The organism is Helicobacter saguini (assembly GCF_000762875.2).
Classification (GTDB): domain Bacteria; phylum Campylobacterota; class Campylobacteria; order Campylobacterales; family Helicobacteraceae; genus Helicobacter_A; species Helicobacter_A saguini.
The window spans coordinates 1-15,705 of record NZ_JRMP02000007.1; the positions used below are offsets into that span (position 1 = coordinate 1).

At 33.9% G+C, this 15,705-nt stretch carries 14 protein-coding genes; 1 reads left to right on the forward strand and 13 read right to left on the reverse strand.

The window, feature by feature from the left end:
• Nucleotides 1-21 precede the first annotated feature (21 nt).
• From LS64_RS05480 to LS64_RS05540, 13 genes are all read right to left on the reverse strand, one after another.
• Complete coding sequence (locus LS64_RS05480) at nucleotides 22-411, reverse strand: hypothetical protein (RefSeq protein ID WP_034569075.1); 390 nt, start codon at nucleotides 409-411, stop codon at nucleotides 22-24.
• A gap of 65 nt (nucleotides 412-476) precedes the next feature.
• On the reverse strand, nucleotides 477-614 hold the full coding sequence (locus tag LS64_RS12400; RefSeq protein WP_160659274.1) for a hypothetical protein: 138 nt from the start codon (nucleotides 612-614) through the stop codon (nucleotides 477-479).
• Nucleotides 611-1,114, reverse strand: coding sequence for a hypothetical protein (locus tag LS64_RS05490; RefSeq protein WP_118949077.1), 504 nt, complete (start codon nucleotides 1,112-1,114; stop codon nucleotides 611-613). Before LS64_RS05490 ends, LS64_RS12400 begins: the two co-directional genes overlap by 4 nt.
• Nucleotides 1,115-1,128: 14 nt before the next feature.
• Nucleotides 1,129-1,332, reverse strand: a complete 204-nt coding sequence (locus tag LS64_RS05495) for a hypothetical protein (protein WP_118949076.1) — start codon at nucleotides 1,330-1,332, stop codon at nucleotides 1,129-1,131.
• A gap of 821 nt (nucleotides 1,333-2,153) precedes the next feature.
• The gene (locus LS64_RS05500) at nucleotides 2,154-2,609 is read right to left on the reverse strand and encodes a hypothetical protein (RefSeq protein WP_118949075.1); all 456 of its coding nucleotides are present in this window, start codon (nucleotides 2,607-2,609) and stop codon (nucleotides 2,154-2,156) included.
• Between the two features lie 3 nt (nucleotides 2,610-2,612).
• A complete protein-coding gene (locus LS64_RS05505; RefSeq protein WP_034573693.1) occupies nucleotides 2,613-2,930 on the reverse strand; it encodes a hypothetical protein in 318 nt (105 codons plus the stop codon).
• Nucleotides 2,920-3,393, reverse strand: a complete 474-nt coding sequence (locus LS64_RS05510) for a hypothetical protein (protein WP_034569293.1) — start codon at nucleotides 3,391-3,393, stop codon at nucleotides 2,920-2,922. Before LS64_RS05510 ends, LS64_RS05505 begins: the two co-directional genes overlap by 11 nt.
• Nucleotides 3,394-3,405: 12 nt before the next feature.
• A complete protein-coding gene (locus LS64_RS05515) occupies nucleotides 3,406-4,770 on the reverse strand; it encodes a tyrosine-type recombinase/integrase (RefSeq protein ID WP_034569296.1) in 1,365 nt (454 codons plus the stop codon).
• A gap of 72 nt (nucleotides 4,771-4,842) precedes the next feature.
• Nucleotides 4,843-5,076, reverse strand: coding sequence for a hypothetical protein (locus LS64_RS05520; RefSeq protein WP_034569299.1), 234 nt, complete (start codon nucleotides 5,074-5,076; stop codon nucleotides 4,843-4,845).
• A gap of 369 nt (nucleotides 5,077-5,445) precedes the next feature.
• Nucleotides 5,446-6,534, reverse strand: coding sequence for an SPFH domain-containing protein (locus LS64_RS05525; RefSeq protein WP_034575074.1), 1,089 nt, complete (start codon nucleotides 6,532-6,534; stop codon nucleotides 5,446-5,448).
• Nucleotides 6,535-6,595: 61 nt separating this feature from the next.
• A complete protein-coding gene (locus LS64_RS05530) occupies nucleotides 6,596-7,519 on the reverse strand; it encodes a branched-chain amino acid transaminase (protein ID WP_034573630.1) in 924 nt (307 codons plus the stop codon).
• A gap of 501 nt (nucleotides 7,520-8,020) precedes the next feature.
• Nucleotides 8,021-9,133: a Cj0069 family protein gene (locus tag LS64_RS05535; RefSeq protein ID WP_034573633.1), complete on the reverse strand. Its 1,113-nt coding sequence runs from the start codon at nucleotides 9,131-9,133 to the stop codon at nucleotides 8,021-8,023.
• A gap of 131 nt (nucleotides 9,134-9,264) precedes the next feature.
• Entirely contained in the window at nucleotides 9,265-10,434 is a 1,170-nt protein-coding gene (locus LS64_RS05540) for an endolytic transglycosylase MltG (protein WP_064773737.1), read from the reverse strand.
• Here LS64_RS05540 and LS64_RS05545 point away from each other — a divergent pair.
• Complete coding sequence (locus tag LS64_RS05545) at nucleotides 10,400-15,703, forward strand: YhdP family protein (RefSeq protein ID WP_160659273.1); 5,304 nt, start codon at nucleotides 10,400-10,402, stop codon at nucleotides 15,701-15,703. The genes LS64_RS05540 and LS64_RS05545 overlap by 35 nt on opposite strands.
• The last annotated feature ends 2 nt before the right edge of the window (nucleotides 15,704-15,705 follow it).

Genomic DNA, 15,705 nt, shown 5'->3' on the forward strand with positions numbered 1-15,705 from the left:
GTCAATTTATATCTTACATTCTTAGTTTTCATTCAAAATCCTTTTATAATCATTTATCACATTAAAACCTACAATTTGCATTAAATTATTAGCTACATTGCTTTTATACACATTAGCTTGATTCTTTGCATTTATCACATTAAAACGCAGATTCTTATTGAAATTGTGTAGCATTTCAATATCATTTATATTGTAATCAACTTTGATTTTTTTCATTGTGTTATAAAATTTATTTCTATCTACTTTATACTTTATGATTAGATTCTTGCTAGAATCTAAACCACTTAGATAATCAATGATAGCATTATAAAGATTTTCATTAATCTTATATTTTGTGATAAAAGCCTTTTTTAACGCAGATTCTAAATCACTTGCTACTCCAGCATTTCCATTCTTTACTATATTTTCCATTACACTACCCTTTTAAAATTAATTTATAATCGATTTAACATTAATTTAACATATATGTTAAATTATTATGAAAACCTTTTTTTAAACTCTTCGTATTCCTTTTCCTTTTGCAAACGCTCATAATTCTCAGTGAATTTTTCAATATCTTTTATCCTTTGCTTTTCAAATTCCTTAATCTTTTGCAACCGCTCATTTTCTTTCATTCTAAAATAATCCTTTGCATTCCAAAATTTACCTTTATAGTAAAATTCATTACCCACACTTTTAGATTCCAGCTCACTACCCACTTTTTGCAAAATAAATCATTTAAGGCTTCTCTTTCGTCCTTGCTTAAATCGATAGTATTATCATTTGCAACTTTATACAATTCATCAGCAGAATCCATAACCTTGCTAGAATCTTGCTTATATTTTTCTAAGATTCTATACCCAAACATTTCTAAAGCAGCAGCCGCACGTCTTTCATTCATTTTATCAATTTCACTATTTAAAGCCTTTGCTACTTGCTTTTTAATAGAATCTTGTATTTTAGATTCTTTACTTGCTTTTATTTCATTAATATCCGATTCTATCGCATTTACTTTATTTGTAAAATCCTTAAGAATATCCATTGCTAAATCATTAAAAGCATTTGCGTTAAAATTTTCGCTTCCTTTGCTTTTTTCCATTATTGACAATTTTTCAATCTTTGCATTAATATCCATTTTACACCACCTTTTTAATCAATCGTTCTTACATTATCATATAGATTAAATGATTTTCTTTGAAATTCATTTCTAACTATATTGACAACATTATCTCTAGCCTTTGTATTCTTAGAATCCTTTGCATATTCATTAATACTAGATTCTAAACTATCCAAAAGCAACCTTAAGTCTTTGATAGCATTTAAGCTATTTTCTTTTTGCTTATCACTAATCATAATCCTACCTACCTTTTAAAGATTTTAGTTAGATTCTAAGCAACTATCACAAACTTAGAATCTAAATAAAATCTAAGTCAAGGACACAACTTAGATTCTATCACTTAAGGATAAAAACAAATGAATTGTAGCAAGGACACTTAGTAGAATAGATTTTACAAGAAGCGCAACAAAACCTACCCCCCTTGCTACATTGAAATTTTACTATATACTACCTTTTGTAATTCTTATAAAAAAAAGATTTATTCACTACTTTTTTTAAGCACGTCCCCCCCCTTGCAATCACTACACTAAAAAAATACATAAATCTTAGAATCTAGCTTTTAACCGACAATATAACCGACACGTTGATTAAATGTTGATTTATTCCAAAATCTAACAAATATCGATATATAGCATTTTTCACAAATTAAGCATTTTTAAAAAAAGCTACAATTTACACGCAAAACCGACCACGCCCTTAAAAAATTTTTTTACACAAAAAATCTTTAATACAAAAATTAGAATCTAGCAAACATTAATCTTAGATTCTAGCATTCCAAAAACTTAATATAATTGTTAAGAAATCTTAACATTTGCAATCATAAAACCTTAACATAATGTTAAGATTTTTCCTTGCTACCATTCCAAAAATGAAACCTTAAAAATAGCTAAAAATCCTAAAAAGTATAAATGAAAAGTATAAATGAAAAAATTTATATATAGATTTAAAAGCCTTTGAAATATCGTTACAATCGATATTGTAGCAACTAAGAATATTTTATTTATAATAGTTATGCGATATTTATTATATTTACAATAAACGCTTAAAACGCCCTGCCTTACGATATTTTATCACTTTGTGATTTATAATAAGAATATGTGTAGAAAAATATTAATTCATTTGACAGCGTAGGCTTCAATAAAACTTTATAGTAGCAATCTTTGATATTGATATATGCAACTATTTTAATACCCTTGCATTGCAAACGCTTGAATCTAGATTCTAAAAAAGCTAAATCATTATCACTTGCTACCCTTGCATTAAGTGAAATCATATTAAAAAGGTTAAATTCCTTTTTCATAGAATCTACCTTTTTACGTCCGCTTTTGCTAGAATCTAGCAAATACACATAAGGTATAAAATAGCTTATAGCTACATTGCAATCATTAATCTTAAAATGATTTAAGTTTAAAGAATATCGAAACATATTCATTTGATTCTGCTTAAAAGCCTTAATGTAGCAATCCTTGCTAATAGAATCTAAAATTATAAAATCTTTGTGAATTTCAATCATTTGCTAATCCTTGCTACCCTTGCTACCCTTAAGAATGTTTTTTAAATCATTCCTTGCATTTTGCTTATAAGCAATATCCTTAAGCTCGTTTATAAAGTCTTTTGTAGCTTCCATAATATCATTCTCTGGCTCGTAACATTTGCTATCCACTCGCATACCATCGCAGATTCTAAATATAGAATCCATTAGTAGCTTTTGCTTATTTTCTAAATATTCTTTGTCAATATCGCTTTTAGCTTCCTTTGTCAATCTTAGAAAATGATTATTGATAATATCACATAAGCAAGATTCTAAACATTCAATTTCATTTTTAGAAATCATTTCGCCCCCCTTGCTTTTTACCCTTAAGAATGTTATTAATTTCATTCCAAGCCTTTACCTTGCTAATCTTAGAATCCTTGCTATCATTAGAATCCATTCTATACCTTGCAATGAAACCTACAAAATCTACATTATCAAAATCTACAGAATCTAAATCGTTTTTAATAGATTCTGAATCTTGCGTAAAATCCACATTATCCAAAAGATAATCACTTATAGAATCTAGCTTCTCTAAACTAGATTCTAGCAATTCATTATCACTAATGCCAGCCAGCTTATCACTAAATAAATCGCATTCCTTTTTCATTATTTCAAAACTTAGATTTATAGAATCTAGCATTTTATCAATATGCTTTTTTAAAAACTTAGATTCATTCTTATTTAAATCTAAGCTTCCAAAATAAGCCTTTACATTACCCTTTACTTGCATTTTAAAATATTCCAACATTTCATTATTTAGCATTACCCACCCCCCTTAAAAGCTTAATGTATCGTTATCAGATTCTATAGAATCTACTTCATTTACAAAATCAACAAAACTTTTATTGTTTGCTAAATCTACCATTAAGCTATCATTGCTTATATATTTCATTCTTTGCTTATTAGAATCTTTTAAGCTATCAACATAAGCCCCCCACGCTTCCATTACCTTTTTTTTGTGTTTAAAAAAGTTATATCCATTGTAACTCGCCTCGCTTCCTTTTAAATAGTTAGAATGTGATAAACAAATATCCACATACTTAGAATCTATATCAAATCTACTATTTAGAATTGTAGAAAATGTATTGCGTAGCACGTGCGGATATATTCCTAAATGTTTATTAGCAAAATTCCAAGTAGTCATTATAAAAGTTTGTTTAGTAAATTTCCTACCTTTGAATTTGTAGCCATAGTAATGTGATAGCAAGGAGCTATAATTCACATTATACTTACTTGCTAATAATCTCGCTTGTTTTTTTACATTTCCATTAGAATCTATTTTTTTACTTAATTCTTTTAGCTTCCTATGATAGATTCTATTTTCTAATAATTTATCACTAAACACATATTTATCACATTTTACCTTTTGCATTTCATTTAGAATTTGCAACGCCCCACTATTTAAGGGTAATTCAAAAGGCTTTTTATTTTTCATTTCACTAGAATCAATGTTTATAACCTTTTTATCAAAATCCACTTGATTCCAACGCAAATTTATCACATTACCCACACGCAAACACGTATATACAACAAATAAAATTATTTGATAGTATAAAGATTCTTTTATGTGTATTGTTTGAAAACGCCCACATTTCACTTGCTTATCACAATTTAGCAAGGCTTTTAACTCGTTTTCACTAAGTGATTTATTTTTTATGAAAACGCCCTTAATGTAGCTAGATTCTTTAAAATCAATCATTCTACACACATTAGAATCTATAGCCCGGAGTCTATTCATTGCAAAATTTAAAATCTTTGTAAGCAGCTTAAAATAAGTATAACTATACCTTTGCTCTTTTTTATCACTTTGCATTTTTTCAATCCAAGCCCGGACACGTTCTACTTTATTTACGTCCTTAATGTTTGCATTTCCAAAATAAGTGATTATGTGATTTTTGAATCTATCTTTATAGCTTTTAATCGTAGATTCTCTAAAATCACATAATTTCAACATTTTATTAAAAGCAGATTCTAAACTTAAATTAGTTTCATTTTCTTTTTTTTCTAAGTATTCTTTTAAGCTTAAATGTGATTCTTTGAAATCCACACACTTAACAATTTCTTTTAATTCCTTTACCCTTGCTTTGATAGATTCTAAATCTATATTTACGCTTTTGTCAATCTTTGCAAGTGTAATCATTTCGATTTTAGCATTATGCTTAAAACGATATATAAAACTCGCATTAATAGCATTCTTACCACTCCTTAACTATTAATATCCTTTGCAATCATTAGCTTTGATATACATTTGATTAAGGCTTTTGCCACTTGCTACACTTTTAAGCATTTCTACAGCAGATTCTAAATCGTAGCTAGAATCAAACAAATTTTTACCTTTGCTTATTTGCTTTTGCAATTCTTTAACCTTGCAATCTTTAACAGCATTCACAACCATTTTATAAGATTCAATAATAGAATCCACTTTTTTACTACTATCAAACAACATTTTTTATCCTTAAGTTTAAATTTTTAATGTTACACAATGTAACATTTTTAAGATTTTAAAGATTTTTTGTCAATATATCTTAATCTTAAATAAAACTTAAGCAAGTCCTTAAAACGCCCAGCTTATCGCATTTTTTGCTACTAACAATTTTACTAACAATCTTATTAGATATTTATATGCTTTTTTTGGCAGATTCCATTGATTTAAGAATCAATGAATTTTAAAAGTGTGTATTTTGTGATATTTTGTAAGATTATTCTATCGTTTGATTAATTTTGTAATAATTCACTTAATTTATACATTCGTATCTATCCTTTTAAAGTTTGGTTAAAAGGCAGAATTATATCAAATTGCTTTAGAATCTAACCCCTACTGATTACTAATCGTGGTGCGTTGCTTGTTTTTAGAATCTACCCAAATATTTGGCACGGCGCCCCCGGGAGTTAGGAATATTTGTGCATCTTTATTATCTTTTAATGCGTCATTAAACTTGCCTTGAATCTCTATTTGGCGGAGTTCTAGTAGCCTTTGAGATAAGCTCTCGCTTACAAGTCTATTTGCTTCAGCTTGCCCTTTTGCTTCAGTAATTGACGCATCCGCTTTACCTTGCGCCCTTTCACGCAGGGCGTTTGCTTCCTGCTTTGCCCTTTCAGCTTCCTGCTTTGCGACTTGCACTTGCTCGATTTTGATTTTTACTTCTTGTGGCAAAATAATCTTACGCAGCTCGATAGAATCATACACGATAGGCTGGTCTTTTATAGAATCTATTTTGTTTTTAAAATTTGCGATAATGAGTTTTGCGACTTCATCTCTTTTGCTAGGTAGCTCTTCGGCGTTAAAATTCCCAACGGTGCTGCCCACCGCTTCCAAAATATAAGGCACGACAATGTTTTCATCCCACAGCATCGTATAATCGCGGATAATCTCGCTCGCCTTGTCGCTTTTCAGGCGATATTTCAAGGTCAGCTCGATAAACACATCAAGCCCTAGCTTGTCGCGCACTTGAATAGGATTTTTATAAATCGTGCTAGCGTTTGTCTTGCGGTCGGTCTCATCACTGCCCACAAAATTTTGCGTTCGCACACGCGTATCGACAATGATAATGTTTTGCAATATCGGCACAAAGAAGTGCAAGCCCGGCTGCAAGGGCGTTGGCTGGTATTCCCCAAGATTAACTTTAATGCCCACTTCCCCAGAATTTATCACAATAAAAGGTCGCGCTAAAATGAAAAAAAACGCAATGATAAGCACCAAAATGAGAATGCCGATAAATTTCCCAGAGAAATTAGGCATTTGGATAGAATCTACATTGAATCCGCCCTTATTCCCGCGATTATTCCAATTATTTCCGCCATTTCCACCGCTATTATTTCCGCCACCGCTGTTATTTGGCGGCGTGGGCGTGGGCTTATTTTCCTTATTTTGCTTTTCTCTACGCTCGTTTAAATCAATTGGCATTTTTTCTCCCTTATTATTTTTAGAATTTTTTGAATAGATTCTATCAAAATATAGAATCTTATTAGTCAATATATGTCAAAAAGTGCTTATATTTCTCATTTTCACCCATTACGATTGTGAAAAAATAATCTTGCAATTTTTTAGTGATTTCACCGCGTTTTCCTTCGCCTATGATTCTAAAATCCACTTCGCATATCGGCGTGATTTCCGCAGCTGTCCCTGTAAAAAAGGCTTCATCAGCGATATAGACTTCATCTCTTGTGATTCGCCGCACTTCAACCTTTAAGCCTAGCTCTTTTGCGATGTGCATTACGGTATCTTGCGTGATAGATTCTAAAGTATTATCATGCGGCGGAGTGATTAAAACGCCGTCCCGCACGATAAAAAAGCACTCTCCACTACCCTCAGCCACAAAGCCATTATCATCAAGCAAAAGTGCTTCTTCAAAGCCACACGCCACCGCTTCATGCTTGGCTAATTGTGAGTTCAAATAATTGCCCACAGCCTTAGCCTTGCCCATGTTGCATTTCACACTATTTCGCGTAAAGGAGCTAATTTTCACGCGTATGCCCTTTTCTAAGGCTTCCTGCCCCAAATACGCGCCCCACTCCCAGCTTGCAATAGCCACTTCCACAGGCGAATTTAAGTGATAAACGCCCATCGCGCCATAGCCCAAATAGATTATCGGTCGCAGATACACATTTGTGGTGTAGCACTCTTTGTTGGCTTTTAGCAATTCAATTTGTGCGTTTTTTAGCTCATCTTTAGTGTAAGGGCATTTGATATACACGATTTTAGCGCTGTTTATAAGCCTTTTTGTATGCTCTTCTAGGCGAAAAATAGCCAAGCCCTTTTTTGTCATATATGCGCGCGTGCCTTCAAACACGCCATTTCCATAATGCAAAGTGTGCGTTAAAATATGCGTAGTAGCGTCTTTCCACGCAATTAATTTCCCATTTTTCCAAATATATTTTGACTCTTTCATCTCTGCCCTTTTCTAACCTTATGAATAAAATTTTAGATTCTATCAAAAAAAATACTAAATATGGTAGTTTTGTTTTAAATATGTAAAATTATTATTCTTTTGAAAAATTTACTAATATTTTGTAATGTTTTTTAAAGCTAAATTTCAAGATTATCACTACATTACAAAATAGATTCTATATGGAATCTGTAGGGAGTTTTGGGGTTAATGTGATTTGTGTAACACTTTTATGGAATCTTAAAGGTAATTTCTAAAGGACAAACATAAAATTCTGGGTAGATTCTAAAAAAGATTCCATAATTAAAGAACAATAAATTCTAAGATTCTATAAAATAAAATCTAAAGATTTAAACAAAATGCCTTGCGTTGTTTTTATGCTAGATTCTCATTGCAAATTACAATGATATAGAATCTAGATTCTAAAAATTAGTGTCATTGTAAAACTTGCGTTAGCTAGGCTTCGCAACGACATAGAATCTAAGATTCTACAAAACAAATCGCTTAAGACTTTTTATCTTCCACGATATTGATGATTGTATTAGCCACGCGGCGCGCAGTCTTGTCAAGGAACTCAACAGGAGAAGTAAAGCCCACACAAGAGCAGTTAATCTCGCCTAGACAATATTTATCCTCGCCCGGTTTCCCATCCAAGATAAAGTCCGCAGTCCAAATAAGTGGCAAGTCGTAATTCCCAAGCTTTTGCTTAATATCAGGTAGGTTGCTAAGGAAGTAATCAACAAGCTTTTGCCATTGCTCAGGCTTGTCATAGCGATATTTCGCCCCGCTAAATAGTGTCGCAGAAAAAGCGTCAGCGCCCTCAGCTGGCTTTTTATGCACGACATAAATAGGCGTTTTATAAAGCATCAAAATGCGGATTTCACCCTCTTTAATACGCGGCAAGAAACGCATATCAACAAGCATTCCATTATCGCCTTTCAAATATTTCTCACAAAAGTCCATAAATTCGCCAAGTTTGTGCTCTTCTACATGGTTATCCACAGCCTCTGTGCAGCGGATTTCCGCATCTAGTGGGATTCTATCTAATCCTGCGTATTTTTCAGGATGCTTTAATTGCACACGCCAAATTCCCTCACCTGTGGAGCCGCGATTTTGCTTTAGCACACGCTCGCCCTTTGTCAATGTGTGCGGAAAGTAATGTTTAAAGTCATGCTCGCCGCCGCTCTCCCATTTTACGCCGATTCGCTTAGCCTCATCTGGGTCGTAGTAAGCCATCGTATCAGTTGGGACAAGCTCTGTATTGCGAAGTTTAGTTAGCGCGTCTTTAGCGCCATAGCCTATCATCGCATCAGGGTGCGGCATACCGATAACGCCGTCATCACAAAGCTTTCGCAGCACGTCAAAATACAGCTTTTCCTCTTTCAAATTCCCCGGATTCACACGCGAAACATACGCATCAGCCACGCCCTTAACATAGTCATAAATCTTTTGCGTTTTTTCCTTATCCCTTAGAATCTCGTCAGTAAAAAAAACAACTTCTGCATACCAACCGAGCTTTTTAAGATAGTCCATCATAGGAACCGTATCTTTTCTATGCCCATCATAGCCCTTATCAGTGCCGCCTACCGCTTCAAAAAAAACAACGTGTTTTTTCATGACTTCTCCTTAAAATAAAAATTCCTTTTAGTGTATCGAAATTTTCCTTAAAAATTCATAATTTTAGAATCTTTAAGCGGGGAAAATTAGGGAAAATGTAGAAATGTTACAAGAAAATTATAGATTCTATATTATTTTTTAGATTCTGTGTTTTTCTTGGAATCTTTTGGTGTTTCTTTGGAATCTTCCTTTTTAGAATCTTGTTTAGAATCTGGCTTTTTAGATTCTATGGTTTTGGAATCTTTCGTGGCTTTTTGGGCGTTGCGTTGGATGTCTCTGGCGGCTTTGACTAGCTTTTCGTGTTGTGTTATTGTCTCGCTAAAGTCGTGCAAACCTGTGCTTTTATTTCGCATAAAATACAAGTAATTTGTAGTGGCTGGAAAAATGGCAGCTTTAATAGCATCGGTGCTTACCGCACAGCTTGGCGTTTTAGGCACACCTGCGTGTTTGTAGGTGTTAAACTCGCTAGTATCATTTTTTATCCTATCAGGCGTAATTTTTGTGTGCGAAAACTTGCCATAATTTAGCGAACCATCCATTTGCAAGGGCATATTTTTGGCGATACGATTTTCAATGACTGACGCAACTATGGGCATTTCGCTCACATTTGCGGCTTCTTTTTGGATAATCGCAGCCTTGCTTAGAATCTTAAACCACTTTTCTTTGTCAAAATCGCCTAAATATTCGCGGCTTAAGGCTTCGTGTTTTGCCATTGATGTGTCGATTAGATAGCTTATTATAAAGTGTGCGTCCGCGTGCAATGGTAGGTTGTAGGTGTTTGCTAGGATTATTCCATCACTTAATGGTGATAGTTTGTCGTATTCTTTTTGTAATGAATCTATGTCGATATTAAAGGCGTTTGCGACTTCTCGCAGGAAAAAATAGCTAGTTTCACCCGGGATTAAGGTTACACTTTTCATCGCAGCTTTAGCGGAAATTAAGGCGTGTAAAAAATGTCCGCGTGAGATTATGATATTAAAAGGCTCGATAGATTCTATATTTGTGGAATCTTGCGGCGTGACATCGATTTTAGATTCTATATACTCATTTGGAATCTCAATCCACCCGCTTTGAATCTTGCCTAAAAAATGCAAAATATACACATCAAGTTTGCCGACATCATAACCATTGTTGCGTAAATATGCTATAATCGACTTGCTAGAACCCTTTGGGATAAAGATGATTTTTTGCGCGTTAAGTGGCATTGAAAGGTAGATTCCAAGCCCGATACCGCAGGATAAAATGACTATGAAAAGAAGTGTGATAATGCCACGAAATAACGATAATGCCGATACTTTCATAAACCCACCAAGTGATAAACTAACTATCAATAATACACAAAAACAAATAATAAATGATAATGTAGAGCCAAAAGTTATTGATAATAGGGAATCTAGTTTGCAGGATTTTAGGGAGTCTATGAAGGGGTTGGATTCTAAAGAAAATCAAAATATAGAATCTAATGAGCGAAGCGAAAAGTCTCAAGAAAGTATAGGCATACAGAATCTAGATTCTAAAGACTCGCAAATGAAAGTCAATACGCAGAGCGTTGTCGGGGGGTTTGGGGGGTTGCAAGGGGGGATAAGGGGGAGCGACTTCGCAATTCAAGCCACCCTTGTCCCCCCTTGCGAACGTGTGGAATGCAAAGATTCTAAATTAAAAGAAAACAATATAGAATCTAATGACTCCGTCAATTCGCGAAGCGAAACAAAAAACGTAGAAAATAAAAAAGATTCTATAGAATCTAACAATTTACAGAATCTAGATTCTAAAAACGCACAAGATTCTAACATCCTATCGCCCGCCCACCACCCTACTAATAAAGAAAAAGAAACGCCCATACAAGACCAAAATAAAAAACCCAAAAAGAAACGCAAAAAAGCCCTAATAAGCCTTAGTGCGACCTTTATTGCAATGCTAGTTACCCTTTTTATAAGCTACAAAGTTTTAGCAAAAGGAATCTATATTGAGAATCTAAATATCGCAAATATCGATATTAATAACATCTTTTTGCAGCTAAATAATAAGCTAACCCTAACAATAGATTCTATAACCCTAAATGACACGCAAAAAGAAGACAACACACAGCCACCAAATCTAAAAGAAATCATAAACTATACGCAAAAAGCCCTTTATGTCCTTAGCTACTTTGAGACGCTTGAAATAAATGAAATCACGCTCAGCCCAAATAATCACTTGCAAATTAGCTACGCAAATGGGCATTATGATATTTCTAGCAATTTGTTTGATGCTAAATTCAATGTTACGGATAATAAAAATAGCTTTTTTCTAAGCATAAATGAGTTTAATTTGAAAAATATCCCCGCGCATTTAGAGGGCGATTTTACCTTTAATATTCCTAATAAGACCTTAGAATTTGACATAAAAGCGATTTTAGATTCTAAAAATGAGTGGCTAAGTTTAAAGGGAAACACTGATTTTGAAAATATCGTTTTGAATGGGAAAAGCTCTGTGCTAAATGATTTAGACGAGCTAAAGCCCTTTATTAACGCGATAGAAAAGCCTAGTTTGAAAGCTACATTAAATGGCTGGTTATATGAAAAAGTCAAATATAAAGAAATGAAAATAGATTCTATATCTGCAAATATTAATCTAAATAATATTACGCAATCTTTGCTAAAAAATCTATTTGTAAAACTGCATATTTATGATGCACGCGTAAGCCTAAATAAAGGAAATACGCCTATTCTTTCACCTGAAGTAATCTTAGAATTTAAAGACGCTTCGCTAAATATCACGCCCTTGCAGCCGACTTTAGCTGGGATGAACTTGAGCGGCTCTTCAGTTTTAATAAAAGGAATGCCAACACCTGATGTAATAGTGAATCTAAATGGTAGTAATGTGCGACTTGATTCTAACCTAGCAGGAATTATAAAAAGCTATGGACTAACCTTGCCTGTAAGCCAAGATAGCCTTAAGTCAAGCGTTAAAAGCATGGCTAATGTGGAGCTAGATTCTAAAACATATACGCAAACTCAAAATGAAATTATAGAATCTGTCAATACCGCGCTAACCCCAAAAGAACCAGCCAAAATAGATTCTAAAATAAGAGTTGTAGAATCTAAGAGCGAAATCAAAAATATTTTTACAAATAAAGATGGTGTGAGCCTTTCAATGCAAATAGTAATCAAGCACAATGCGGCTAATCCTTTGAAGCCTTTGTTTAGTTTGAATGGCTTAGTGCAGGCGGCTAATACGCAGCTTAGCGTGTATAAAGTGCCTTTGAGTGCTAGCTCTTTAAATGTCGCACTTGATATTACGCCAACTGCTAGTTTAATTTATATCAATGGAAATAATGTCAAGTGGAATAAAATCATTGATGGAAATATCAATATGCTTTTAAATGGGAGTGCGCGAAATATAAAGGCAAATATGTTTGTAAAAAATGGCGTGATAAACACAGGGAACTTACGCGCCTTACGACTAATGCGAGACGAGGTAAAAACATTTAATACGCAAAATATACCAGAGCTAGATGACACAGACGACTTAGATGAAGCTATGGGCAATTCGCCTTATCCGCAACAAGATTCTATAAAATTAGCAAACTTAGAATCTAGATTCTATAAAAACACTGAATATACTAATTTAGATTCTAAAAACTTAGAAAATATAGAATCTAGATTCTATAAAAACATAGAATCTAAAAATTCGCGAAGCGAAGAGTCTCAAAAAAGCATAGGCATACAGAATCTAGATTCTATCAATAGTCAAACGAAAGTCAATACGCGGAGCGTCGTTGGGGGGTTGGGGGGTTGCAAGGGGGGTAAGGGGGAGCAACCTCGCGTACAGCGAAGCAAACTCACACTTGCAAATTCACGCCCCCCTTACCCCCCTTGCGAACGTGTGGATTTAGAAAATAAAAAATTATCAAACAACATTAAAGAATCAATCGACTTCGTCAATTCGCGAAGCGAAACAAAAAACGTGGATAATATAGAATCTAGATTCTATAAAAACACTTTAGATTCTAAAAAATTACAGAATCTAATTTCCATAGAATCTAACAACAAAGATTCTAAAAACAATGGAATCTACTTAGGCGACTTACAAGATTCTAACATACTAGATTCTAAAGCCATAAAAACAAATTTTATAGAATCTAACAAAGCCATAACCCTAGCCGCAAATGATAAAAAGAAAAAACAAACCACAGCAGATGACGATGAAAATGTGCTAAAAGAGCTAAAGAGCAATCCTATTTGGGATGATTTGAAAATAAGAACGAAAAAAACGCGACCATTTACACCACGAACCGATAAAGAGCTAGAAATAATCGCCCTAGCCCAGCTAAATAAGGAGCGTGAGCCTTTTTCTTTAGAGCAGGATTTTATCAATATGAAAAACACAAATGTGCTGATAAATCTTGATTATAGCAAGGATTTTATCACGCTAAATGTGCCTAGCCTAAATCTAAATCTAGATACCAAAAAGGGCTTGCATATCCACGTAAGTCGCATAGAATCAATACTTAGACACTCGCCTATCGCGCGTTTTTATGGCTTAGAACACGGCGACTTTACTTTAGACGTAATCGACTCCATAGAATCTACTAGCAATTCGTCTCACACACAACAAGATTCTATAAACTTAGCAAACTTAGAATCTAGATTCTATAAAAACACTAAAATTACTAATTTAGATTCTAAAAACTTAGAAAATATAGAATCTAAAAATTCGCGAAGCGAAACAAAAGACGTGGATAATAAAATAGATTCTATGCAATCTTGTGCTAATTCCCCCCTCCCTTGCGGAGGGGGGTTAGGGGGGTGGGTCAAAAACCCTAATCTTACCAAAAACCAAAATACTAAATTAGATTCTAAAAAATTACAGAATCTAGATTCTAAAAACGTCGATATATCCACTGCGACACTACCCACTGCGACACTACCCACCCCCCAACCCCCCTCCGCAAGGGAGGGGGGCTACATTCACCCAACGTTTAAAGAAAGAAAAAACGCAAATGAAACTATAGAATCTAAAAACCTTGTCATTGCGAGCAATAGCGAAGCAATCCACACAAATAAAAACCAAAAAATAAACAATATAGATTGCCACGATTTTACTACGCAAAATCTCGCAATGACAAATAACCAAGATTCTAAAAAAGTTATAGAATCTAATGGAATCTACATAAGCAATTTAGGCGATTTGCAAGATTCTAACGTTATAAAAAGTGAAATCATAAAAACCAACTTTACTCGTCATATTGAGCGAAGCGAAATATCTAACATAAAAACCATAGAATCTAACAACCAAGATTCTATAAAACTATCACAAAATACAGATATTTCGCCTACGGCTCAACATGACAGCATCGCAACATCGCAAGATTCAACAAACAAAGATTCACAAAATAAAACCCAAACCACACAAAACAACAAAACCAAAAAAACCACCGCCACCTTTACACTAAATCTAAAAGACTTATCCTACCCCATTTACGACAACGACACGCACCAAAAGCTAAAAAATATCACGCTAAAAGGCACATTTGATGGCACTTCCTTAATCATTTTAGGAAATGATAATATCGACTTTAAAAGCGAAGATGGCTTAAGCCTTTTAAGACTTGAAAACTATCGCATTGATATTGATGAGATTTATGATTCTAGCATTCCTTTTTTTGTTGATTTGCTAAAGGATAAGCAAAAGGATTTGCCTTACTCCGATGCGGCGATAAGACAGGAATTAAGGCTACTAAATATCAAGCAAAAACTGCGAAAAAAGCTAAATGTAAATCCTATTGATTTTAATGTTTTGGGTAAAAATATGCAGTTTAGTTTTTTAGGCTACACCGCGCCATTTGATATGATAAATCTGCGTTTTATTGACGGACGTATAGCGATTGATGGGCAGTATGAAAAGGGCATAATGAATGCTAATATGATAAAAGATTCTATCCATATAAGGGCGAAAAATTTTAGTGGTGCGTTTGTGAATATGGTGCTAATGTCGGCTAAAGATGGTAAGAAAATGTTTGATGGCGGCACTTTTAGCCTTGATGGGCTGTATCGCGATTCTATCCTTAATGCGACTTTGGAAATACAAAATACTTCAGTGCTGGAGTTTAAGGCACTCCAAAATGTCTTTGCGTTTATTGACACGCTGCCGTCTTTGGTGATGTTTAAAAATCCGCACTTAGGCTCAGGCTATCAAATAAGCTATGGCAAGGTGCTATTTGCCACAAATAGCGATTATGTGGGGCTGCAAAATATCTTTTTGCTTGGCAACTCAATGGATATAAATGGACAAGGCATTATCGATAAAAAAAGCGAAGAAATGAATGTGAATTTAAGCATAACAACGATTAAAAACTTAGGAAAATTTATCAATAAAATCCCTATTGTTGGCTATTTAATACTCGGTCGTAAGGGCGAAATTAGCACAAATTTGATTCTAAGTGGAAAATACACCGACCCAAAAGTAAATCTAACCTTAGCAACTGATATAATAAAAATGCCACTAAACATTCTGCGCCGCGTTTTCCCCGTTGAAATGCTAAATGAAAGTATCCAAAACGCCGAAGATATGGATATAAACTACTAATC

Excerpts from the sequence above, each read along its gene's own strand:
- LS64_RS05530 (WP_034573630.1), bottom strand. The coding sequence starts at position 7,519 with ATGAAAGAGTCAAAATATATTTGGAAAAATGGGAAATTAATTGCGTGG.
- LS64_RS05505 (WP_034573693.1), bottom strand. The coding sequence starts at position 2,930 with ATGATTTCTAAAAATGAAATTGAATGTTTAGAATCTTGCTTATGTGAT.
- LS64_RS05515 (WP_034569296.1), bottom strand. The coding sequence starts at position 4,770 with ATGATTACACTTGCAAAGATTGACAAAAGCGTAAATATAGATTTAGAA.
- LS64_RS05495 (WP_118949076.1), bottom strand. The coding sequence starts at position 1,332 with ATGATTAGTGATAAGCAAAAAGAAAATAGCTTAAATGCTATCAAAGAC.
- LS64_RS05480 (WP_034569075.1), bottom strand. The coding sequence starts at position 411 with ATGGAAAATATAGTAAAGAATGGAAATGCTGGAGTAGCAAGTGATTTA.
- LS64_RS05535 (WP_034573633.1), bottom strand. The coding sequence starts at position 9,133 with ATGAAAAAACACGTTGTTTTTTTTGAAGCGGTAGGCGGCACTGATAAG.
- LS64_RS05540 (WP_064773737.1), bottom strand. The coding sequence starts at position 10,434 with ATGAAAGTATCGGCATTATCGTTATTTCGTGGCATTATCACACTTCTT.
- LS64_RS05500 (WP_118949075.1), bottom strand. The coding sequence starts at position 2,609 with ATGATTGAAATTCACAAAGATTTTATAATTTTAGATTCTATTAGCAAG.
- LS64_RS05545 (WP_160659273.1), top strand. The coding sequence starts at position 10,400 with ATGCCACGAAATAACGATAATGCCGATACTTTCATAAACCCACCAAGT.
- LS64_RS05520 (WP_034569299.1), bottom strand. The coding sequence starts at position 5,076 with ATGTTGTTTGATAGTAGTAAAAAAGTGGATTCTATTATTGAATCTTAT.
- LS64_RS05490 (WP_118949077.1), bottom strand. The coding sequence starts at position 1,114 with ATGGATATTAATGCAAAGATTGAAAAATTGTCAATAATGGAAAAAAGC.
- LS64_RS12400 (WP_160659274.1), bottom strand. The coding sequence starts at position 614 with ATGAAAGAAAATGAGCGGTTGCAAAAGATTAAGGAATTTGAAAAGCAA.
- LS64_RS05525 (WP_034575074.1), bottom strand. The coding sequence starts at position 6,534 with ATGCCAATTGATTTAAACGAGCGTAGAGAAAAGCAAAATAAGGAAAAT.
- LS64_RS05510 (WP_034569293.1), bottom strand. The coding sequence starts at position 3,393 with ATGCTAAATAATGAAATGTTGGAATATTTTAAAATGCAAGTAAAGGGT.